Annotated in this window: 18 protein-coding genes; 8 read left to right on the forward strand and 10 right to left on the reverse strand. The window is 65.3% G+C overall.

All coding sequences use genetic code 11. The annotated features are described in order from the left end of the window. Nucleotides 1-6: 6 nt before the first annotated feature. Nucleotides 7-1,200, reverse strand: coding sequence for an efflux RND transporter periplasmic adaptor subunit (locus CWO91_RS05830; protein ID WP_130212612.1), 1,194 nt, complete (start codon nucleotides 1,198-1,200; stop codon nucleotides 7-9). Nucleotides 1,201-1,434: 234 nt separating this feature from the next. On the opposite strand from CWO91_RS05830, the gene CWO91_RS05835 reads away from it, so the two are divergent. Further along, nucleotides 1,435-2,226 carry an ABC transporter substrate-binding protein gene (locus tag CWO91_RS05835; protein ID WP_130212613.1) on the forward strand — a complete coding sequence of 264 codons (792 nt, stop codon included), beginning with the start codon at nucleotides 1,435-1,437 and terminating at the stop codon, nucleotides 2,224-2,226. A 29-nt stretch (nucleotides 2,227-2,255) separates the two neighbouring features. Here CWO91_RS05835 and CWO91_RS05840 read toward each other — a convergent pair whose 3' ends face one another. The 5 genes from CWO91_RS05840 to CWO91_RS05860 form a co-directional block, all read right to left on the reverse strand. Then, complete coding sequence (locus CWO91_RS05840) at nucleotides 2,256-3,326, reverse strand: hypothetical protein (RefSeq protein ID WP_130212614.1); 1,071 nt, start codon at nucleotides 3,324-3,326, stop codon at nucleotides 2,256-2,258. A gap of 103 nt (nucleotides 3,327-3,429) precedes the next feature. Further along, nucleotides 3,430-4,755, reverse strand: a complete 1,326-nt coding sequence (locus CWO91_RS05845; RefSeq protein ID WP_130212615.1) for an MFS transporter — start codon at nucleotides 4,753-4,755, stop codon at nucleotides 3,430-3,432. 100 nt (nucleotides 4,756-4,855) lie between these two features. Next, nucleotides 4,856-5,704: a fumarylacetoacetate hydrolase family protein gene (locus CWO91_RS05850; RefSeq protein ID WP_130212616.1), complete on the reverse strand. Its 849-nt coding sequence runs from the start codon at nucleotides 5,702-5,704 to the stop codon at nucleotides 4,856-4,858. Continuing rightward, the gene (locus CWO91_RS05855) at nucleotides 5,701-7,308 is read right to left on the reverse strand and encodes a bifunctional 3-(3-hydroxy-phenyl)propionate/3-hydroxycinnamic acid hydroxylase (RefSeq protein ID WP_130212617.1); all 1,608 of its coding nucleotides are present in this window, start codon (nucleotides 7,306-7,308) and stop codon (nucleotides 5,701-5,703) included. The genes CWO91_RS05850 and CWO91_RS05855 overlap by 4 nt, the downstream gene beginning before the upstream one ends. Further along, nucleotides 7,305-8,207, reverse strand: a complete 903-nt coding sequence (locus CWO91_RS05860) for a VOC family protein (RefSeq protein ID WP_130212618.1) — start codon at nucleotides 8,205-8,207, stop codon at nucleotides 7,305-7,307. Before CWO91_RS05860 ends, CWO91_RS05855 begins: the two co-directional genes overlap by 4 nt. A gap of 175 nt (nucleotides 8,208-8,382) precedes the next feature. Here CWO91_RS05860 and CWO91_RS05865 point away from each other — a divergent pair, with 175 nt between their 5' ends. Next, nucleotides 8,383-9,108: a GntR family transcriptional regulator gene (locus CWO91_RS05865; RefSeq protein ID WP_130212645.1), complete on the forward strand. Its 726-nt coding sequence runs from the start codon at nucleotides 8,383-8,385 to the stop codon at nucleotides 9,106-9,108. Here the strand turns inward: CWO91_RS05865 and CWO91_RS05870 are convergent. Then, nucleotides 9,093-10,580 (reverse strand): flavin-containing monooxygenase, encoded by a 1,488-nt coding sequence (locus CWO91_RS05870; protein WP_130212619.1) that lies wholly within the window; start codon nucleotides 10,578-10,580, stop codon nucleotides 9,093-9,095. The genes CWO91_RS05865 and CWO91_RS05870 overlap by 16 nt on opposite strands. A 188-nt stretch (nucleotides 10,581-10,768) precedes the next feature. After that, a complete protein-coding gene (locus CWO91_RS05875) occupies nucleotides 10,769-11,218 on the reverse strand; it encodes a cupin domain-containing protein (RefSeq protein ID WP_130212620.1) in 450 nt (149 codons plus the stop codon). A 187-nt stretch (nucleotides 11,219-11,405) separates the two neighbouring features. On the opposite strand from CWO91_RS05875, the gene CWO91_RS43665 reads away from it, so the two are divergent. Continuing rightward, a complete protein-coding gene (locus CWO91_RS43665) occupies nucleotides 11,406-12,431 on the forward strand; it encodes an AraC family transcriptional regulator (protein ID WP_208752989.1) in 1,026 nt (341 codons plus the stop codon). Nucleotides 12,432-12,635: 204 nt separating this feature from the next. Here the strand turns inward: CWO91_RS43665 and CWO91_RS05890 are convergent, their stop codons facing one another. Further along, nucleotides 12,636-14,504 (reverse strand): ATP-binding protein, encoded by a 1,869-nt coding sequence (locus CWO91_RS05890; RefSeq protein WP_130212621.1) that lies wholly within the window; start codon nucleotides 14,502-14,504, stop codon nucleotides 12,636-12,638. Nucleotides 14,505-14,647: 143 nt separating this feature from the next. Then, the gene (locus tag CWO91_RS05895; RefSeq protein ID WP_130212622.1) at nucleotides 14,648-15,280 is read right to left on the reverse strand and encodes a cupin domain-containing protein; all 633 of its coding nucleotides are present in this window, start codon (nucleotides 15,278-15,280) and stop codon (nucleotides 14,648-14,650) included. Between the two features lie 219 nt (nucleotides 15,281-15,499). Between CWO91_RS05895 and CWO91_RS05900 the strand changes: the two genes are divergently transcribed. From CWO91_RS05900 to CWO91_RS05920, 5 genes are read left to right on the forward strand one after another with little or no spacing between them, the layout of a single operon-like run. After that, entirely contained in the window at nucleotides 15,500-17,191 is a 1,692-nt protein-coding gene (locus CWO91_RS05900) for a peptide ABC transporter substrate-binding protein (protein ID WP_130212623.1), read from the forward strand. A 27-nt stretch (nucleotides 17,192-17,218) separates the two neighbouring features. Beyond that, nucleotides 17,219-18,169: an ABC transporter permease gene (locus tag CWO91_RS05905; RefSeq protein ID WP_130212624.1), complete on the forward strand. Its 951-nt coding sequence runs from the start codon at nucleotides 17,219-17,221 to the stop codon at nucleotides 18,167-18,169. 3 nt (nucleotides 18,170-18,172) lie between these two features. Beyond that, the gene (locus CWO91_RS05910; RefSeq protein WP_130212625.1) at nucleotides 18,173-19,048 is read left to right on the forward strand and encodes an ABC transporter permease; all 876 of its coding nucleotides are present in this window, start codon (nucleotides 18,173-18,175) and stop codon (nucleotides 19,046-19,048) included. A gap of 40 nt (nucleotides 19,049-19,088) precedes the next feature. Next, nucleotides 19,089-20,417 (forward strand): NAD(P)/FAD-dependent oxidoreductase, encoded by a 1,329-nt coding sequence (locus CWO91_RS05915; RefSeq protein ID WP_130212626.1) that lies wholly within the window; start codon nucleotides 19,089-19,091, stop codon nucleotides 20,415-20,417. A gap of 6 nt (nucleotides 20,418-20,423) precedes the next feature. Further along, nucleotides 20,424-21,350 (forward strand): 2-hydroxyacid dehydrogenase, encoded by a 927-nt coding sequence (locus CWO91_RS05920; protein ID WP_130212627.1) that lies wholly within the window; start codon nucleotides 20,424-20,426, stop codon nucleotides 21,348-21,350.

The raw sequence follows: 21,350 nt of genomic DNA on the forward strand, positions 1-21,350 counted from the left end.
GCGCTCCTACTTGGCAGAGGCCTGCGGCTGCTCGATCTTCGTCACTTGCGGGTCGATCTTCTGGCCCGGAATCACCCGCAGCAATCCTGCGATCACCACCCGGTCGTCCGGCTTTAGGCCGCTCTCGATCACGCGCAAGCCACTGTCGACGGGGCCGATCTGCACCTTGCGCTGTTCGACGAAATTGTCACTGTTGACCACCAGCAGATAGCGGCCGCCCTGGTCGCTGCCGAGCGCGGTGTCGGGGACGAGCAGGGCGCTCTTCTCCTGGTCGAAGGGCACGCGGACGCGGACGAAGTAGCCGGGCAGCAGCACCCGCTTGTCGTTGGGGACGAGGCCGCGCACCGCGAGCGTTCCGGTCGATTGGTTGAGGGTCGGCGAGACGTAGTCGAGATGGCCCTCATGCGGATAGCCGGTCTCGGTCTGGAGGCCCACCTGGATCGGCAACTGTTTGAGGTCGGCGACGGTCAGCCCGCGGCGGGCCGCTTCGGCGCGGATGCGCAGCACATCCTGCTCGTTGACCGTGAAGTTCACCCAGATCGGGTCCAGCGCGACGATCTGCGCGAGCTGGGTCGGAGAGGAGACGCCGACGAGCTCGCCGACCGAGACCAGATGCGCGCTGACGATGCCGTCGAACGGCGCCGTCACCCTGGTATAGCTGTAATTGACCTCGGCGAGCCTGGTATTGACCTGGGCCTGCTGCAGACTGGCCTGAGCGTTGTCGCGGGTGGATGTCGAGGTGTCGAGCGTGGACTGCGAGACCGCCTGGCGCTGCACGAGCTCGACCTGGCGCTTGTAATCGGCTTCGGCCTGCTTGACCGTGGCCTGCGCGCCGACCTCCGCGGCCTTCGCCTGCTCGACCTTTAGCTTGTAGGTCTCCGGCTCGATGGTGAAGAGCTGGGTGCCCTGCTTGACGAAGGTGCCGTCCTGATAGTCGATCGATTGCAGAAAGCCCTGCACGCGCGCGACGAGATCGACGCTCTTGATCGGCGCGGTGTTGCCTGTCGCCTCGACATAGCGCGTCACGGCGCGCTGCACCGGCATCGCCACGTCCACCTTGGGCGGCGGCGGCGCCACGAAGGTGTTCTTGTCCTCGCAGCCGGCGAGCGCGATCACGGCGGTTGCCGTTGCCAAGGCCCGCCCGACATGTCTCCACGCTTCCTTACATCGTGCGGGAGATGCGGGATTCGCGCGTGTCATTCGGTGGCCCCCGGGTTGCTGTCTGTCGGTGCGGCAGGCTACCAACAAATGCCCGTCCGTGGAACACCATAGCCATGGCGGTCAGCGGCCTTGCACTGCAAACGGCGGCGTGGCCTTTGACAAGTTTATCATGACAAATGGCTTTTCACTGAGCGCACGATCGACCAGAATTGTGTCAAAGGCCATGTGACCGACGTGATGCATCGGAAGAAGAATAGGTGAGGAGACCATGACATGCCCACGTCGCTCCAGTCGGCCCTTGCCGGCCTCGTTCTCGCAGCGGCGGTCGCCATGCCCGCGCTAGCTGATGGCCTAACGGACGAGATCGCGCCGACCGGCAAGCTGCGGGTCGCGATCGCGATCAGCCCGGCGGGCGGTGCGTTCTGGTCGACCAAGGCCGAGGCCGGCTATGCCGGCGTTCCCGTCGATCTCGGCAAGGAGTTGGCGGCGCAACTCGGCGTGCCCGTCGAATATGTCGTGCATCAGAATTCCGGCCAGATCACCGAAGCCGCCTCGAAAGGCACATGGGACGTCACCTGGCTTCCCAAGGATCCCGAGCGCGAGACCAAGATGATGTTCGGCCCGATCTACGAGGTCGCCGACGCCACCTACATCGTCAAGCCCGGTTCGAACATCACCAATTTCGCCACGCTCGACCAGGCGGGCGTCAAGGTCGCGGCCGTCAACGCCACCACCACCATGCGCGGCGCCATCGCGCATCTGAAGAACGCGAAGGTCACGGGCTATCAGACCTATGACGAGATCTTCGGCCTCCTCAAGAGCGGCGAGATCGATGCCTTCGCGCTGTCGCGCGACCAGCTCAACAAGATGGCGCAGAAGATTCCGGGTACGCGTGTGCTGGACGAGACGTTCAAGAAGACGGTGACCGCCGTCGCCGTCCCGCTAGGCCACAGCCAGGCATTGGCGTTCGTCACCAAGTTCATGACGGACGCCACGACGAACGACACGCTGCGCAAGGCCTACGACAACAACGGCCTGAAGGATTCGCCGATCCGGACGGAATAGCATGACCCACGTTGCGGCGCGCCGATCTCTCAGCGCGCCTTGATCTCCGCGTACTTCGCCATCGCGCGCTCGAACTTCCGGTTGAACAGCCACATCGCGGCAAGGATCTCGCGGAAGCTTGCGGAGGTGCGCGCCCGGTCGGCCTGCCCGAACGCGAAGATGCTGTTGTTGCGCAGGTGCTTCATGATCGTGGGGCTGGACACCCTGTAGTTCAGGAGGTCGCCCGACTTGAGCGCGGACCTGGTCGGGGTGGGCACGATCTGGATCAGCTCGAATAGCTTCATCTGGTCGATCGGGTCGGGCAGCGTCTTCACGATCCCCGGGATCTCCCGGAACAGATCGGCATGCGCGTTCATCAGGCCGTCGCGCACATTGGTCCAATGATTGAAGCGGTGATCGGTGCCGCGGGCCCGCGCCTCCTCCTTGTCGTCGCGCGTGCTCAGCCCTGGATCGATCGCTGCGATCTCGCTCTTGATGGCCTCCCATTTCCGTCGGCCGTTGCGGTCTTCGGAGGGGCCGGTCTGGAAGCTGCCCATATAGGTGTTCGAGCGTCCGTTGCGAACATTCTGCTTGCCGTTGGTCTCGGCGAAGAACAGCCCGAGGCTGATGCGCCCCGCAGCTTGCGCGTGAGGTGGCGCAAGTCCCTTGGCGCGCGCGATCGCGACGGCGAGATCGACGACGTCCTTGAACGGCGTCGCCGAGTTCTGCGCGCCGGCGGGCGGCGCTTCCATGATGTCGAACAGTTTCGAATATTCGTCGATCAAAGGCTCGATGTCGGCGTCGAAATAGGCCGGAGGAATCTCGAACTTGTTGGGCCTGCCGATCCGCGACGGCATGGCGTCGGTGAGATCCTTGTAGGTGCTGATGACGGCGACACGCGCCAGATACAGCGCCTGTCCCGGCAGGTTCGGCAGCGGCTGCTTCGCCTCGATCTGGCGCCGCCGCTCGGCCAGTACCGACTTGAAGCCGGCGAGCGCGCGGTCATAGGCGGCGAGCGCCTCGGATTGTTTTGCCGTGAGCGTGCCCTGCTGTCCGACGGCGGGTGCCGTCAAGAGGACGAGCGCCGTCAAGGCAGCGGCAACAAGGTATCTCGGTCCCATGCGGTTCCCCGGCGGCTGTCGAATCGTCGCCACGGAACGTAAGCATCAGACGCGGAGGCTGGCGAGATGCAATCTCTCCCGAGCCGACGGCCGCCCTCTCCACCTATAGCGCGCGTTTCGAATTTTCCGGGGCGAGCAGGATGCCGATGAAGGCGCAGGCCGCGATCGCCTCGAAATAGAGGATCACTGGCGTGAAGCTGCCGCTCGATCCCATCAGGGCGGTGCCGACCAGGGGCGCGATGCCGCCGCCGAGGATGATGCCGAGCTGCTTGCCGAGCGAGGAGCCGCTGACGCGAACCTCCGTCGGAAACTGCTCCGCCGTGAAGGCTGCTTCCGGCGCGAACATCAGCGCGTGGATGACTCCGATCGAGACGACCAGGCCCATGACGAGCAGTGTCGGGTCCTTGGTCGCGACGAGCTGGAAGTAGATCGGGTACCACGCCGCCGCCAGCAGGATGCCGATCGCGATGAACGGGCGGCGGCCGAAGCGGTCCGAATAGGCCGCGATCAGCGGCACCATGCACATTTCCAGCACGTTGGCGACCATGGTCCCGAAGGTGACGCTGGATTGCGCCATGCCGAGCGTCTTGACGGCATAGCCGAGCACGAAGATCGTGCTCATGTATTGGAACGTGCTGTGGGCCATATTGGCGAGGCAGCCGAACAGCACCGATTTCTTCCACGACCGCGCCACGTCGAGCAGTGGTGCCTTCGGCCGCGCGGCTGAGGCCTGAACCGCCTTGAAAAGGGTCGATTCGTCGACCTGGAGACGGATGTAGGTGCCGAGCACCACCAGGACGAGGCTGAGCACGAAGGGCACGCGCCAGACCCATTGCGCAAAGTCCTGCGGGGTCGAGACGAAGCCGAGCAAGGCGATGAAGCCGGATGCCAGGATCACGCCGATCGGACCGGACGCATTGACAAAGGAGGCGAAGAAGCCGCGTCTTGCCGACGGCGCATTCTCCAGCGTCAGCGACACCGCGTTCATGTATTCGCCGCCGAAGGCAAACCCCTGCACGAGGCGCAAGGTGACCAGCGCGATCGGCGCCAGGAGCCCGATCGAATCGTAGCTCGGCAGGCAGCCGATCAGGAAGCTCGCGACACCCATCAGCACGAAGGTGATCGTCAGCATCGCCTTGCGGCCGAGCTGGTCGCCGTAATGGCCGAACACCATGCCGCCGAGCGGACGGGCGACGAAGCCGACTGCAAACGTCGCGTAGACCGCCAGCATGCTCGCCGTCGAATCCATCTTTGGAAAGAAGAAGCGGTCGAACACGATGGGAGCGGTGAAGGCATAGATGAAGAAATCATAGTGTTCGATCACCGATCCGAGCGAGGACGCGATCACGAGCTTACGGAACGCCGGCGTGATTGGCGCCGCCTCGGCGCGACTGGTCGCCCCGGTGATGACCTCGGCAGTGTTGCTCATACGTTTCCCCTCTCTGCTTTTGCTTATGTCGTCTCTAGGCGCGCCGGCCCTGGCGGCGGAACGAAGCAGGCCTCGCCGCCGCCGCCAGGGAATGGATCGCTCACTGCGCCTCGTCGACGACCGGATTGCGCAGGATTGCGAGCTTCTCGACCTCGACCTCGACGACGTCGCCGGGCTTCATCCAGAGCGGCGGGGTGCGCTTGGCGCCGACACCGCCGGGCGTGCCGCTGACGATGACGTCGCCGGGCTCGAGCCGGGTGAAGGTCGAGCAATATTCGATCTGGCGCGGGATATCGAAGATCATGTGCTTGATCTGCGTTTCTTGCACGACCTGCCCGTTGAGGCGTGTGGTGAGCTTGAGCTCGCCGAGCTCGCCAAGCTCGTCCGGCGTCATCATCCACGGGCCGAACGCGCCGGTATCGGGAAAATTCTTGCCCGGCGTGAACTGGTGGGTGTGGCGCTGGAAATCGCGGATGCTGCCGTCGTTGTAGCAGGAGTAGCCGGCAACGTGACCCATCGCTTCGCTGCGGGAGATGTATCGCCCGCCCTTGCCGATGATGACCGCAAGCTCGCCCTCGAAGTCGAGATTGGTCGAGACACGCGGCCGGATGATGGGCCTTAGATGCCCGGTCTGACTGTTGGAATAACGCGAGAAGATGGTGGGGTGCTCGACCTCGGGGCGGCCGGTCTCCTTCCGGTGCGTTTCGTAGTTCAGGCCGACGCACAGGATCTTGTCCGGGTTCGGAACGACCGGCAGCCAGCTCAGCCCCGCAAGCGGCGTGGCGGCCGCCTTAGGCTTCGCGTCCGCGACGCCTGCGAGCGCACCGGCGATGGCGGCCCTCAGATCGGCATAGCGGGTGGCGAGCACGGCGCCGACATCGAGGAAATTGTCGCCCTCGACGAGGCCCCAGGTCGTCCGTCCGTCGATCGCAACGGTCGCGAGTTTCATGCTGTCTTCTCCATTTTGAAATCCGAATCGGGATGGCCGTGCAGGCGCGAAGTGACCTCGCGCAAGAGACTGCCGAGCTCGGCCGCGTTGCGCGCCGCCCCGAACACGTAATGATCGGGCCGTACGATCGCGGCGACGACGCCGTGGCGGTCGAACCAGCCGGCCAGCACGCCGTCGGTCTCTTCGAGCACGCCGGATGGACCGGCGCCGGCAGGCGCGATTGTCGTTGCGATCAACTCCGGATGCGCGGCGCAGAGCGCCATGAGGGAGGGGGCCTCGCTGCGGCGGCCGTCGATGAGCACGCGCAAGCGGGGCCCGGTGATCTTGTCGAGTAGGCAAGGCGCGCCATCGATCAGAACCCGCGGCTGCGGAAACAGGCTGCCGCGGGCGGCTCCATCCTGATCGGCCAGGAAGCCCGTGCGGAGCGGCGGGATGATCTCCTGCCGCGTGATTTCGAGCGGCTTGCCGCCGCCTGCAATCAGGATCTGCGCATCGCGGCGTCGCGCGGCGGCCGGATCACGCTCGCAGATCGACTGGCCGATCGTCTTGATCTTGCCGGTCAGCTCGATCACGTGTTGCTTGCGCTCGGCCGTGTAGCTGTCGAGCAGGGCGTCGGGCGAGACGCCCCTCAGCACGGAATCGAGCTTCCAGACGAGGTTGGTCGCATCGCGCAGGCCCTGGCACATGCCCTGGCCGATGAACGGCGGCTGCTGATGCGCGGCATCGCCGGTGATGATGATGCGGTCGTTGCGCCAATCGGCGGCCACCAGGGCGTGGAAACGATAGGATGCCGCGCGCCACAATTCGCCATCCTCCGGCGCGAGCCACGGCGCGAGCAGCTTCCACACATTTTCCGGCCGCTCCATCTGCCTGGGGTCTTCGCCCGGCAGCAGCATGATCTCCCAGCGGCGATGGTTGTTGGGGCCGATCAGGAAGCTGACGGGGCGCGCCGGATTGCAGAACTGCGCGGAGTTTTGCGGTAGCTTTGCGAGCGCGGCCTGATTGACCCGGACGTCGACCACCAGCCAGGGCTCATCGAAGATCAGGTCTTCAAGCACGATGCCGGCGATCTGCCGCACCGTGCTCGAAGCGCCATCGCAGCCGAGCACGTAACGCGCCGTCACCGTCCGCGTTCGTCCGGCGGCGTCCTTCAACGTCGCATCGACACGGTCCGTCCGCTGCACGAGATCGACCAGCTCGACGCCGAGCTCGGCGCGGACACAGGCAAAGCTCAAGGCGTGACGGCGCAGCTCGGCCTCGACCGGCGGCTGGCTGAACACCATGCTGGGCGTGTAGCCGAGCGGATAAGGCTTTTCGATCATGTGGACGCGCCGGATCAATTGGCCGTCGACGCCAAAATGCTCGGAGGCGGTGAAGGGCTCGACATGGGTCGCGATCGCATCGGCCAATCCCATATTGTCGAAGTGACGAAAGATCTCGTGGTCGAGCGCGATCGCACGTGGCTTGTCGTAGATGTCGGTGAGGCGATCGACGACGAGCGTGCGATGGCCAAGACGGCCGAGCAGGCCGGCGGCGACGGCGCCGGTCGGTCCGAAGCCGACGACAAGCACGTCGTAATCCGTGGTGGTGGCGGACATCGTCATGCGCGGCGATCCGTGTCGAAGAGCACGGAGAGTTGCGCGGTCTTGCAGGCCTCGCTCTTGGGCGGCGCAATGCCCCATTGGTCGCTGCGTCCCGGCGGCCAGACCCATTCGGCCGGTCCCTTCGCGCGATAGCTGTCGTCGACCTGGAGGACTTCGGCGGTGTATTCGATGACGACGCCGTCCGGATCGATGAAATAGGCGAACACGTTGTCGCCGGGCCCGTGCCGGCCGACTCCCCAGCCGATCGGAAAGCCGTGGTCGATCATGCGGCCGGAGCCGCGCATCACCGACTCCAGATCCGGCATCAAAAAGGCGACGTGGTTGAGACCGTTGCTTGGTGCTTCCGCGAGCACGACGGCGTGGTGATCGCTGTTGCAGCACAGGAACGCCATCAGCTTCGAGCGGTCGGTCAGGCGAAAGCCGAGCACCTGCTGGTAGAACGTCGAGAGCTTCTCTATGTCGGCGCTGTTGATGTTGACGTGGGCGAGCCGCTCGGGACGGTCAGCCACGATGCGCGCCGTCTTGGTGCGATCGCCGTGGACGAACTCCATGCAGCAGCCCTGCGGCTCGCGGATCACGAAGTGCGTGCCGCCCGACGGCGCGTGCGATGGTCCGGGCGGCGTGATGATCTCGCAGTCCGCCTCGCCTGCGCGCGCGAACAGGCGGTCGAGATCGTCGCGCGAGCGGACGCGAAAAGTGACCTTGCACAGCGCAGTCCGCTCGCCCTGCGAGAGCTCGACAACGTGGAAATCCGCGCCCGTCGCGGCGAGATAGACCGTGCCCTCGGCTTCGGCCGCGACATCGAGGCCCCAGACCTTTGTGTAGAAGTCGGCGGAGACGCCAAGGCGTGGCGTCGCGATCTCGACGCTGCGCAACGCCACCACCGGAAAATCGGACATCGGGCTTCCTCGTCAAGGCAGAGGGCCGCACCCGAATAGCCGCGGATCGCCCACCAAGCCGGTTGTTGTTGGCGAACGAGTAATCTATATAAATTGCTTAGTAAAGACGAAATTTATAAATTATCGGTGCTTGCAGCCTGATGTACAAAAAATCTCGATGAATCAGTGGGACGCCATGAGCTCAGACCTGTCGAGCCCGAAGACCGACGCACCGGCGACATTGGCGACGAGCATCTATGCCCGCCTCAAGGCGGACATCCTGACCACGCGCCTTGCGCCCGGACGCAAGCTCCAGTCGCGCTTCCTGATGGAGCACTACCATGTCGGGCAGACTCCGCTCCGCGAGGCGCTCAACCGTCTCACCACCGAGGAGTTCGTCGTCGGCATGGAGCAGCGCGGCTTCTACGTGAAGCCGGTCAGCAAGGACGAGCTTCGGGAATTGACCAAGACGCGCTGCTGGGTCGAAGGGCTGGCCTTGCGCGAATCCATGCAGAACGCGACCCAAGAATGGGAGGAGGCGCTTCTGGTGACGCATCACCGCCTCGACCGCACGCCGCGTTCGCTCGATCCGGAAAAGTTCGCGGACAATCCCGAATGGGAGAAGGCGCACCGCGCGTTTCACGCGACGCTGATTGGCCTGTGCGGCTCGCGCCCGCTGCTCGGCTTCTGCGAGCAACTTGCCGACCGGCTCTACCGCTACCGCATGATGTCGATTGCGAAGGCCTACCCGGTCCGGAAAATCGGGACCGAGCATGCACAGATCCTCCAGGCCGTGCTCGACCGGAAGACTGATGATGCCGTCGCGCTGCTGCAGCAGCACTATCAGCGCACGGCGGATGTGATCGATTCGGATCTCGAGACGGTGCTGCCGAAGTCCGACACGCCTTACGCCGCGCGATAGTCCGGCGCCGTGGCCAAGAACTTGGCATAGGCATCCGCATCCGGCGGCTGGAAGCGCCCGGCGAGCCCGCCGCGCCTCTGGTTCTTCGCGCCGATGTCGGCCATCAGCTCGTCGAAATGGCGGTAGTGATAGGGCGCGACGCAGAGGCCGCCATAGACGCCTGCGGCCGGCCGTTCGACGCGCTTGAAGTGCAGCATCATCTCGATGTTGTCGCGCATGGCTTGCGCGGTCGGCTGGTTGGCGAGCTGGCCGTCGGCATAGCGCACCAGCCAGTTCGCGGCGAGATCGGCGCAGAGCACAGTGCAGAACGACGAGTTGAAGCCGACGAAGCCGAGCTCGGGCAGGTCGGGGTTGGCGATCAGGCGATAGAGCCGGTACTGACCGTCGGCATCGACCAGCTTCTGCTGATAGGCCGCGGGCAGGAACGGCACGCCGAGCTTGTAGCCGATCGCGAGCACAGCGATGTCGGCCGGAACACGCTCGCCGCCGCTCATCACGATGCTGTCGCCCTCATAATGATCGAACGTGCCGAACACGGCCTTGATGCGGCCGTCGGCGACCATGGGATAGAAGCCCGGCGTTGCGATCGGCACCGAGCAGTTGACGCCGTCCTCGATCCGCTCCTTCGGGACCATGTTGCACCGGTTGAGCTTGAGCTGCGCCTTCAGCAGGCTCTCCAGCCCGCGCCAGTTCGCCCACACCAGCGGCGCGGCGAGGCGGTAGGCGAGCCGCGCCATCGTGCTGATGCCCCAGCCCGGAAACATCTCCTCCTGCGCACGGATGTAGAGGATGCGTTTGAAGTTCACGAGACCGCCGATGAAATAGGGGATGCGCCAGACCGGCTCGCGCATCACGATGGTGACCTCGCGCGCGCCCGCCTTGACCGCGTTCACGGCGATGTCGGTCGCCGATTTCGAGCCGCCGAGCACGACGACGCGGCGTCCCTTTGCCAGGGCGGCATCATTGTATTTCGACGAATGCAGGATCTGGCCGCCGTTTGCCACAAAGCCGTCCCCGCCGGGGCAATGCAGCTCGCGCGGCTCGTTGAACTGGCCGGTGCAGACCGCGACGAAATCGAAGTCCTCCGAGGTCGCGCCGTCCTTGCCGCTCAGCGCGAGCGTCCAGCCCGGTTTGCCGTCGGCGCGCCGCGACATCCCCGCGATCTCGGTGTTGAGGCGCAGCATGCGGTCGAGGCCAAAACTCTTCGCGTAGTCGGCGAGATAGGCGTGGACCTGCGGCCCGGTCGGCCATTCCGGATAGGCGTCCGGCATGGCGCGGTCGGTGTAGCGGTAGAGCTCCTTCGGGCTCTGCGTCTGCACCTCCGGATAGGAGCGCGCCGGCTCCCAGACGCCGCCGAGATCGCCGCTGCGCTCGACGATGGTGACGCGGTGACCGCGGATGGAGAACGCTTTTGCGGCGGCAAGGCCGGAGACGCCGGCGCCGATCACGCAGACATGCTTGGGGCTGACCATGGGATTGCTCGCAATCAGGTGTTTGGACGCAAGCGGCTACGTTCGGCCGCAATGGGCGGCCGGCGCAGCTGCAAGCAGATGAAAGTGGACGAGGAGGCGGGCTGCCTCGAGCATGATCCGGAAAAGTGTGTAGCGGTTTTCCGGAAAGATCATGCTCAAACAACAACCTAAAGCGCGATAATCGCGCTTTAGTCGTTGGCCTCGGGCGGCAGGAAGTCGACCTCGTGCAGTGCCGAGATGCGCACGACTTCGGCAGGATCGGTCAAGTTGTGTAGCTGGTTGAACAGCGCCTCCAGCTTCTGCATCGGCGAGACCCAGAACAACGCGCGGCAGGGCTTGTCGGACTTGTTGAAATAGCCGTGCGGGATACCGCGCGGCATGCGCACGAGGTCGCCGGCCTGCGCCTTGACCCATTGGCCGTCGAGCTTGAGGTCGAGCGTGCCTTCCTGCACCAGGATGAACTCGTCCTGGGTCGGATGGATGTGCACCGGCACGAACTGGCCGGGATCGCTGTTGGTCTCGAACGCGAAGGTGGAGTCGGTCACGGCCTTGGGGAAATAGACCTGGCCTAGGATGTTCCAGCTCTTGCCGCCATAGCCCGTGCCGTTTGCGGTAATGCCCTTTTCGAGTGCAGTCATGCTCGCCTCCTCATGGATTCCGGCGGGGATGGAGCATCGGCCAGTCGTGGCCCGCCTGTCTATCCGCTAAACGAATCCGCAACGGCTGTTGCCATGCAGCACGACGATTTTGTAGGTGCGGCCCTTTTCGCCTCCGGGGAACTATTATAGGCTTAAAGCAATTCCGTGACGCGAAGCGTGGTCGACGATGTCCGCAGCCGTGCTGGAAATGAGCGCGAGACCACCCGCAGCCGAACGGCTTGCGGATTTCGCCCGCGTCACCACTGATGATGTCGACGAAGCAGCCGAGCAGATCGGGCGCATCTTCTGCCCGCACGATCTCAAGCCGACGCGCGCGCGCGCCGCCGGCTTCTCCGCCCGGCACAATTGCGCGGCATTCGCAGGCTTTTCCATCAACTATGTCGCCTATGGCGGATCGGTCAGCATCGATCCCGGCTGCCTCGAACGCTTCTTCCTGGTCCAAGTCCCGCTCACGGGCACCGCCCGCATTCGTGCCGGCGCCTGCGAGCTCGATGCCGTGCCGGACCGGACGGCGTCACTGCTGTCGCCGACGATCCCGACGCGCATGACCTGGGCCGACTGCGCGCAAGCGATCCTGCTGCTCGATCGTCGCATGGTCGAGCAGCGCGCCGCGGCGCTGTCGGGTAGGGCAGCCGGCACGGTCGAATTCGATCCTGTGATCGACCTGGACGTGGCGTCCGGGCGAGCCTTGCGCGCCAGCCTTGCCGAGCTGATGACGCTCGCCGAACGTCTCGGTCCCGCCGGCAGGCTGTCACCGGTCGCGATGGCCGATTGGCGCGAGGTTCTGCTCGATCACCTCCTCAATGGCCAGCGGCATGACCTGTCGGATGCGATCAGGACGTTTTCGGGCCGGGCCGAGCGTCTGCCGCGCGCGCTCCGCGCCGCGCGGGATCATCTTGCGGACAATGCCGGCGAACCGCTCGACCTCGCGCAGCTTGCCTGCGCCTCCGGCATCGGCATTCGCGCGCTCCAGCTCGGCTTCCGCCGTCACTTCGGCCTCTCGATCTCGCAGATGCTGCTCGACATGCGCCTCGCCGGCCTGAACGCCCGCCTCGCGCAGGCCGCGCCCGATGCCTCCATCACCGAGATCGCCTTCGATCTCGGCTTCACCCATCTCGGCCGCATGGCTGGCGCCTACCGCGAAAAATTCGGCGAGACGCCGTCGGCAACCCTGCGGCGAAGGTTGAGTTAGCCGCGGTGAAGTTGGGCCCGGGCGGCGATGTTCACCTCTCCCCAGCGGGGAGAGGTCGGATTGTCTGGCGATGCGAAGCATCGTCCAGTGCAATCCGGGTGAGGGGCCGCAGCACCCAGTGAGACTTGAACCCCTCACCCGGATCGCCTCTTACGATGCGATCCGACCTCTCCCTTCGGGAGAGGTGAGCCTTCGGCGCGAGACCTACTTCCGCGGCCGCGTCGTGCCGTTGTCTTCGGCCGCCTGCCTGCGCAGAAAAGCCTCGACGTCGGCCTGCACCGAGTAGGGCGTCGGGATCGCATCGCCGGCGGAATCGATTGCGGTGTCGAGACAGCGGCGCAGCATGCGTGCCAGCTCGGCCTTGCGATAGGGCTTTCTCAGCAGCGGCGCGCCCATCGTGGCGCGTCCCTGCGTATGCAGCGAATCATAGGCATATCCGGATGTGAACAGCACCCGCAGGGACGGCCGCGCGGCCACCATCTGCTCGGCGAGCTCCCGTCCGTTCATGCCGCCGGCCATCACGATGTCGGTGAAGAGCAGGTCGAACGCGGTGCCCTCGGCCGAAACGGCCAACGCTTCGGCCGCATTGGCGGCGGGGATGACCTTGTAGCCGAGGCTCTCGAGCTGGACCGCGACGTAGTGGCGGACGTCGCGATCATCCTCGACGCAGAGGATGGTTTCCTTACCCCCGACGATCTTGCGATCGTCATAGCCGGCCGGGCGCAGCGCGCTCGCCTCCGCCTTCGGCAGGTAGATGGTGAAAACCGTGCCGCGTCCTTCTTCGGATGCGACCTTGATGCCGCCGCCGGACTGCTTGACGAAACCGAACACCATGCTGAGCCCGAGCCCCGTGCCCTTGCCGACCTCCTTGGTCGAGAAGAACGGATCGAAGATGCGCTCGAGGATGGCCTGCGGAATGCCGGTGCCGGTATCGGCGATCTCGATCTCGACATAGTCGCCGGCATAGCCGGCGCCGACAGCCACCGCCTCGCGGACGCCGAACACGACGTTGCGTGTCGTCAGCGTCAGCTTGCCGTCGTCCAGCATGGCATCGCGGGCGTTGATCGCGAGGTTGAGCAGCGCCGAGCTCAGTTGGCCGCGGTCGGCGTAGGCGAGCCAGACGTTGCCGCCAAGCCTGGTCACGATCTCGACCTTCTTGTCGAAGGTCGCCAGCAGCAGCTTTGCCAGTTCCTCGATCAGCTCATTGACATCGATCTCGGCCGGCTGGAGCGCCTGCTTGCGGGCAAAGGAGAGTAGGCTCGACGTCAGCGCGGCGCCGCGGTCGGCGGCTTCGCTGATCAGCTTGGTGATGGTCGCAAGCGGCGGGTTGTCCTTGACGGCGTCCGCAAGGATCTCGATCGTGCCGGTGATCACGGTGAGCATGTTGTTGAATTCGTGCGCGATGCCGCCGGTGAGCTGGCCGACCGCCTCCATCTTCTGAGCCTGGATCAGTTGCTCCTCGGCAGCGCGCTTCTGGGTGATGTCCCTGACGAAGCTATTGATGATGGAGTGCTCTCCTACCCGTAACACCGTGCTGGACGCCTCGGTCAGGATGCGGTCGCCGTTCCTGTGGATCAGGGTGAGTTCGAAGCGCATGCCGCTTGGCGCGCCCGACAATTCCGGAACGAGCCGCGCCATGCGCTGCCTGAAGGCGGCGCGGAGCGGCTCGGCGACGATGAGATCGACGACATCGGCGCCAAGAGCCTCCTCGCGCGTCCATCCGGTCAAGGCCTCGGCCTGAGGGCTCCACTCCAGCACGACACCGCTGTCGTCGATCTGAATGAAGGCATCGAGTGCGGTCCTGATGACGGCTTGCGTCATCTGCGCACTGTCGCTGCGCGCTTGCGACAGTGCGGCCGATTGCGCGGCGACACGTTTTGCCTCTGACGTCTCGATGGCCCGCGTGCAGAGCCGCGCGATCAGCGCTGCAACGGTGGCGCTCACCAGCAGGGCGACGAGCTGGGCCGTGCCGAACCCTGCGCTGCCGGTCACGGCATAGGAGGCGAGAAGGGCCGCAGCGGTCACGATGACCTGGGCGGCCATCGCAAGTGTCAGAAGCCCCCTGAGTTTCATGGTCTCACACCAAAGACGCCAACTGCGGACCGCCCGGCCGCTCCGTCCGGCTTGATGTGAGCTACAGACTCCGCGTGGCTCCGTCGAGGGGCAATTTACGGTGGTGGCGGGCGGTGGGGTCCCTCAGGAGAGGGAGTACCGCGTCATCCCGCCGGCGGATCGGTCTGGCGCAGCGTCGTCACCCAGATCACGCGTGCCACCTGCTGGGTCGGGTTGTCGAACATGTGCGGCACGATGCTCGGAAAGCGAAAGCTGTCGCCGGCCTCCAGCACATGAGCCTGGTTGTCGAGCCACAGCCGCAGGCTGCCCGAGAGGATGTAGCCGGCCTTCTCGCCGGTGTGTTGCAGGAAGTCGGTGCCGGACGAGGCGCCGGGATTGAGCGTGAGCTCGTAGAGTTCGAGCTGGCCCTTGCCGTCAGGCGTGAGCGCTTCCTTGACCACGCCGCTGGCGGTGAGCCGCAGCAGCCGTCGGTTATTCTTGCGCACGATGTAGCGCTGCACGTCGGCGGGATCGCTGCTCTCGAAGAAATAGGAGATGGGAACGTCGAGCGCGATGCTGAGCAGGCGCAGCGTGCGGATCGACGGCATGGCGCGCGCGCGTTCGAGCTGGCTGATCATGCCGGTGGACAGGCCGGTCTTGTTGGCGACGTCCTGGATCGAGAGGCCGGCGCGCTGGCGCAGCAATCGCACAGTCTCGCCGAGGCGCTGGTCGACCGCATCGTCGGCCTCGACCGCCGGGGCGTCCTTCGGATCCTTCGTATCGCCGCGACCATCCATGTCGCTCTCCCATGCATCATCTCAAGCCCCGCACCGCATCGGTCCGAGGCTTTAGTCGGAGTGAAAAAGTCGCGCATTCTAGCAATGCGATTGACAGCTGTATTTAGTCGTGATGAAATTTTGGCTGAAAAATTTAGAAGCACTAAAGCCCACTCCTGTCCCTTCGCCGGGGTCTCGGGGCGCGGGGGACGGTGCCGCGTGCGACAACGGAGAGTGGCGATGGCAGACGGCACCGGCAAGTTCGGCGTTGGAGCAGTGCATCTCGGCATTCCGAATCGCCGCCAGTTCTTCCAGCTTGGGGCCGGCGCCGCGGCAGGATGGACCCTTGCAGGCAACGCCTTCGCGCAAGTCGAACGCCCGACCAATCCGCCGGACAAGCCACGCGGGCAGGTGATCGCAGCGCTGTCGCAGGAGCCGACTGTCTTTCATCCCTTGATGCCCGGCATCGAGGTCGATCAGGGCGTCTGGTGGCAAGTATTCTCTCTGCTCTGGTTCATCGACCCCGCCGGCAATTTCGTTCCCGACCTCGCACGCGAAATCCCGACCATCGAGAATGACGGCCTGTCGGCCGACGGTCTGACCTGGAAGATCAAGCTGCGCAGCGACGTGACGTGGCATGACGGCACGCCGTTCACGGCCGATGACGTCAAGTTCTCGCTCGAGCTGATCAACAATCCCGATTTTCGCGCCCGCAGCCGCGTCGGCCATAGCCTGGTCAAGGACATCAAGGTCGTTGCGCCCGACGAGATCCACTGGCGAATGGAAGCGCCCTATTCGCCCTACATGTCGATCCTGGGGTCGCTGACCTTCATCGTGCCCAAGCACATCCTGGAGAAGGTGTCCGATCCGAACGCCTCACCATTCCACAATGCGCCCGTCGGCACCGGGCCGTTCCGCTGGGGCGAGCGCGTGCCCGGCGACCACATCCTGCTCAATGCCCACACCGGCTATCACGGCAAGGGGCCGTACGTCGAACGCGTGGTCTTCAAATACATTCCCGATCTCACCGTGCTCTACACCCAGTTCCGCACCGGCCAGGTCGACTACACCGGCCTGCAGGGCATCTTGCCGAATTTCGTGCAGGAGGCGAAGACGCTGAAGGGTCGCAAGATCGTCGTCTCCTCGACGTCGTCTGTGGAGCACATCGCGCCCAATCTGGAGTTCGGTCCCTTTGCCGACCGCGCCGTGCGCGAGGCGCTCTATCTCGCCATCAACAAGCAGGCGATCATCGATGCGCTCTATTACGGCCTGCCGACGCAGACCGAGAGTTTTGTGCCGCAGCAGGCGTGGTCGTTCCAGCAGGGTCTGCCGCAGCACAAATACGATCCCGCCAAGGCCAACGCGCTGCTCGATGCCGCCGGATGGGTTCGCGGCTCCGGTGGCGTGCGCGAGAAGGGTGGCGTCAAGCTGGAGTTCACCAACTCGACGACGTCAGGCAATGCGGTGCGCGAGCAGACCCAGCAGCTCCTGATCCAGGATTGGCGCGCGATCGGCGCCGCCATGCGCGTCAACAACATGCCGGCCGCCGTAATCTGGGGCGACTTCTGGCAGCAGTCGAAATTCAACTCGGTGCTGGTGTCCGTGAACTTCATGCTCGGCAGCGACCCAGACGTGACGCCGCGCTTCGGCTCCGGCGCCATTCCGGCCAAGGGCGGCCGCGGCTACAACACCTATCAATACAGGAATCCCGAGGCCGATCGTCTGCTCGGCGACGGCGCCAAGCAGTTTGAGATCGCACAGCGCAAGACGACTTATGGCGACCTGCAAAAGCTGATCCGCAACGATCTCGCCATCCTGCCGCTGTTCCAGGGCTTCATCGCCGAAGGCGTGAAGGAGGGGCTGCAAGGCTTCCGCCCCAACATCAACACCTCGATCAACTGCTGGAACATCCGCGAATGGTACTGGGCCTGATGGATCAGGTGCGCAGGGCAGCCTGAGATGGCCCGTTATGTCGTCAACCGCCTGGCCCAGGCGATCATGCTGCTGGTGATCGTCTCGGGAATCGGCTTTGCCATCCTGCACCTGGCGCCCGGCGGTCCGCTTTCGCAATTCGCGGCCTCCGCGCAGATGACGCAGGAGGACCTCGACCGCGTCACCAGGCAGCTCGGGCTCGATCGCCCGCTGCCGATCCAGTATCTCGACTGGTTCGGCCGCATGGTGCGCGGCGATTGGGGCCGCTCCTATCGCGATGGCGAGGCGGTGCTGTCGGTGATCTCCTCGCATCTCGGCGCGACCCTCGAATTGATGGCGACGGCGACCATCATCGCGGTGCTGCTCGGCTGCTGGATCGGGGTGTTAGGTGCGCTGCGCCGTTATTCGTTGTTCGACACGCTCGCCACCGTGGGCGCCATGATCGCGCTGTCGATCCCGACCTTCTGGTTCGGGCTCGTCACCATCTACGTGTTCTCGGTGAAGCTCGGCTGGCTGCCGGCCGGCAACCGCGAGACCGTCGGCGATGGCTCCTTCTTCGACCTGCTGCATCACCTGATTGCGCCGGCGATGGTGCTGGCGCTGGTCGAGACCGCGATGTGGGGCCGCTTCATGCGTTCCTCCATGCTCGAAGTCATCAACCAGGACTACATCCGCACCGCCCGCGCCAAGGGCATGCCGGAATGGCGCATCCTCACCGTGCACGCGCTGCGGAACGCGCTGCTGCCGATGATCACGGTGGCCGGTCTGCAGTTTCCGACGCTGCTCGGCGGCGCGCTGGTGGCCGAGACCGTCTTCACCTGGCCCGGCATGGGCCGGCTGTTCCTCGATTCCATCGGCTATCGTGACTATCCCGTGGTGATGGGCATCCTGATGTTCTCGGCGACCATGGTGCTGATCGGCTCGTTGCTCGCCGACATCTTCTATGCCGTCGTCGATCCGCGCATCCGGGTGGGCTAGGCGATGGCGACGGCGACCCTTTCCACAGTCCAGCCCGCCCCCGGCCAGGCCGCCTGGCGGCGCTTCCGCCGGCACCGGCTGGCGCTTGCGGGCGCGGTGATCATTCTGGTGCTCGTGCTCGGCTCGGCCTTCGGTCCTTATCTGTTGCCGTTCGACGACACCTATATCGACATCATGAAGCGGTTCGCGCCGCCGCTGTCGGGCGCGCATATCCTCGGCACCGACGAGCTCGGCCGCGACGTGCTCGCGCGCTTGATGATGGGCGGCCGCGTCTCGCTCTCGATCGGCATCGTCGCGATGGTGATCGCGATGGCGGTCGGCATCGTGGTCGGCGCCTTCGCCGGTTTCCATGGCGGCGTGACCGGCGCGGTGCTGATGCGGCTCGTTGACGCCGTGCTGTGCTTCCCGACCATCTTCCTGCTGCTTGCGTTGGCGGCGCTCACCGAGCCCGGTCTCGTCACCACCACCGTGCTGATCGCTGCGACGGCGTGGATGAGCGTCGCCCGCGTCGTCGAGGCGCAGGTGCGCTCGCTGCGGGAACGTGAGTTTGCGGTCGCCGCGCTCGCCTTCGGCTCCTCGAACCTACGGATCATGTTCCGCGAGCTCGTGCCCAATGCGATCGCGCCGATCGTGGTCGCGGCGACGCTGAACGTCGCCAAGGCGATCCTGCTCGAATCCTATGTCAGCTATCTCGGCTACGGCATCCAGCCGCCGGCTGCGAGCTGGGGCAACATGCTCAACAACGCCCAGATCTATCTCACCAGCGCGCCATGGCTCGCGATCGCGCCGGGCGTCGCCATCACGCTGGCGGTCACGAGCTTCAACTTCCTCGGCGACGGCCTGCGCGATGCGCTCGATCCGCGAATGAACATCCCATGACGAGCCCAGGTCCGTTCGAACTGAAGTCCAGGAGTGCCCCATGTCCCCGCCGCTCAACCGTATAAACAGCGATGAACGCCTGCCGGCACAGGCGGATGTCGTCGTCATCGGCGGCGGCGTGATCGGCGTGTCCGCGGCCTATCATCTGGCGAAGAAGGGCCTTTCCGTCGCGCTGGTCGAGAAGGGGCATGTCGGTGGTGAGCAGTCGAGCCGCAATTGGGGCTGGTGCCGCCAGCAGGGTCGCGCGCGCGAGGAGATTCCGCTGGCACGTGAGGCGCTGCGGCTGTGGGAGGACATGCAGAACGATGCCGGCGTCGATGCCGGCTTCCGCCGCACCGGCGTGCTGTTCCTGACCAAGAGCAAGGACGAGCTTGCGAGCTGGGAACGTTGGGCCGTGGTCGCGCGCGAGCAGCAGGTCCACTCCACCATCCTGACGCCGTCCGAGATCGCCGAACGCATGCCAGGCAATTCCGACAAATGGGTCGGCGGCCTGCACACGCCGAGCGACGGCCGCGCCGAGCCGTCGATGGCCGTGCCGGCGCTCGCCACTGCCGCGCGAAAGCACGGCGTCACTATCCATCAGGGCTGCGCCGCGCGCGGACTGGAGACTCTGGGAGGACGGGTCAGCGCCGTCGTCACCGAGAAGGGCACCATTCGCACGCAATCCGTGCTGCTGTCGGGCGGTGCCTGGTCATCGCTGTTCTGCCGCCGTCACGGCATCGAGTTGCCGATCGGTCTCGTCAACGCCACGGCATGTCGGACCACGCCGGGGCCGGAGATCACCTCCGGCGCGCTCGGCACCGATTTCTACTGCATCCGCCGCCGTCTCGACGGCGGCTTTACGCTGGCGCTGCGCAACCGCGGCACGGTCGAGCTGTCGCCCGACCTGTTCCGCTACGCCCGGACCTTCTGGCCGACCTATCAGCATCGCAAGAACGGGCTGAAATTGTCGTTCGGCAAGTCGTTCTTCGACCAGCTCGTGCGCGGCACCAGCTGGAGCTTTGACAAGCCGTCGCCGTTCGAGGCCGAACGCGTGCGCGATCCGTCCCCCGACATGTCGCTGGTCAATGCGGCACTGGCGTCGCTGATCCGTTCGAATCCGGAATTGAAGGACATCGAGATCGCGGAAGCCTGGGGCGGCACCATCGACTGCACGCCTGATACGATCCCCGTGATCTCGCCGGTCGATGCCTTGCCCGGCTTCTTCCTCGCCACGGGCTTCTCCGGTCATGGCTTCGGCATTGGCCCCGCGGCCGGCAAGCTCGCCGCCGACATCGTGACCGGCTCGACACCACTGGTCGACCCGGTGGCTTACAGCCACAAGCGCATGATCGACGGCCGGCGGCTCGCGCCGGTCAGCCCGTTTTGAGGCGGCATGACGGTTCTCTACAAGGCCAACCTGGTTCGCGGCGCCGAGTGGGCGCGCTTCTTTGCAGAGCGCGCGCCGCATCTGCCGTTCCGACTCTGGCCCGACATCGGCAATCCCGCCGATATCAGTTATCTGGTGGCGTGGGTGCCGCCGGAGGATATCGCCACGACGTTCCCGAATCTCGAGCTGGTCTTCTCGGTCGGCGCGGGTGTCGATCAATTCGACGCCACAAAGCTTCCCGCGCATATTCCGCTCGTCCGCATGCTGGAGCCCGGCATCGCCGAGACCATGGTCGAATACGTCACCATGGCCGTGCTCGGCCTGCATCGTGATCTCCTCCACTTCATCAATCAGCAGAGGGAGCAGGTCTGGCGCGAGATCCGGATCACGCCGGCGAAGCGGCGGCGTGTCGGCGTGATGGGGCTCGGCCAGCTCGGCCAGGCCGTGCTCGATCGGCTCAAGGCGTTCGGCTTCCCGCTGCTCGGCTGGAATCGCTCGCCGCGCGAGATCGAAGGCGTCACCTGCTATGCGGGCGCGGGCTCGCTGCCGGACTTTCTGTCGCAGACTGACATCCTCGTCTGCCTGCTGCCGCTGACCGACGAGACCCGCTATATCTTGAACGCGGACCTGTTCGCGCGCCTGCCGCGCGGTGCCTCTTTCGTCAATGTCGGCCGTGGCGCACATCTCGTCGAAGCCGATTTCCTCGCCGCGCTCGACAGCGGCGCGCTCTCGGGCGCCGTTCTCGATGTTGCCGAGCCCGAGCCGCTGCCCGCGGGCCATCCGTTCTGGAGCCATCCGCGCATCCTGCTGACGCCGCACAATGCCAGCATGACCACGCCGGACACGGCCGTCGATTTCGTGCTCGACGTCATCGCACGCCACCGCCGCGGCGAAAAATTGCCGGGCCTCGTCGATCGCACGCGTGGCTATTAG

The organism is Bradyrhizobium genosp. SA-3 (assembly GCF_004212635.1).
In the GTDB taxonomy this organism is placed as follows: domain Bacteria; phylum Pseudomonadota; class Alphaproteobacteria; order Rhizobiales; family Xanthobacteraceae; genus Bradyrhizobium.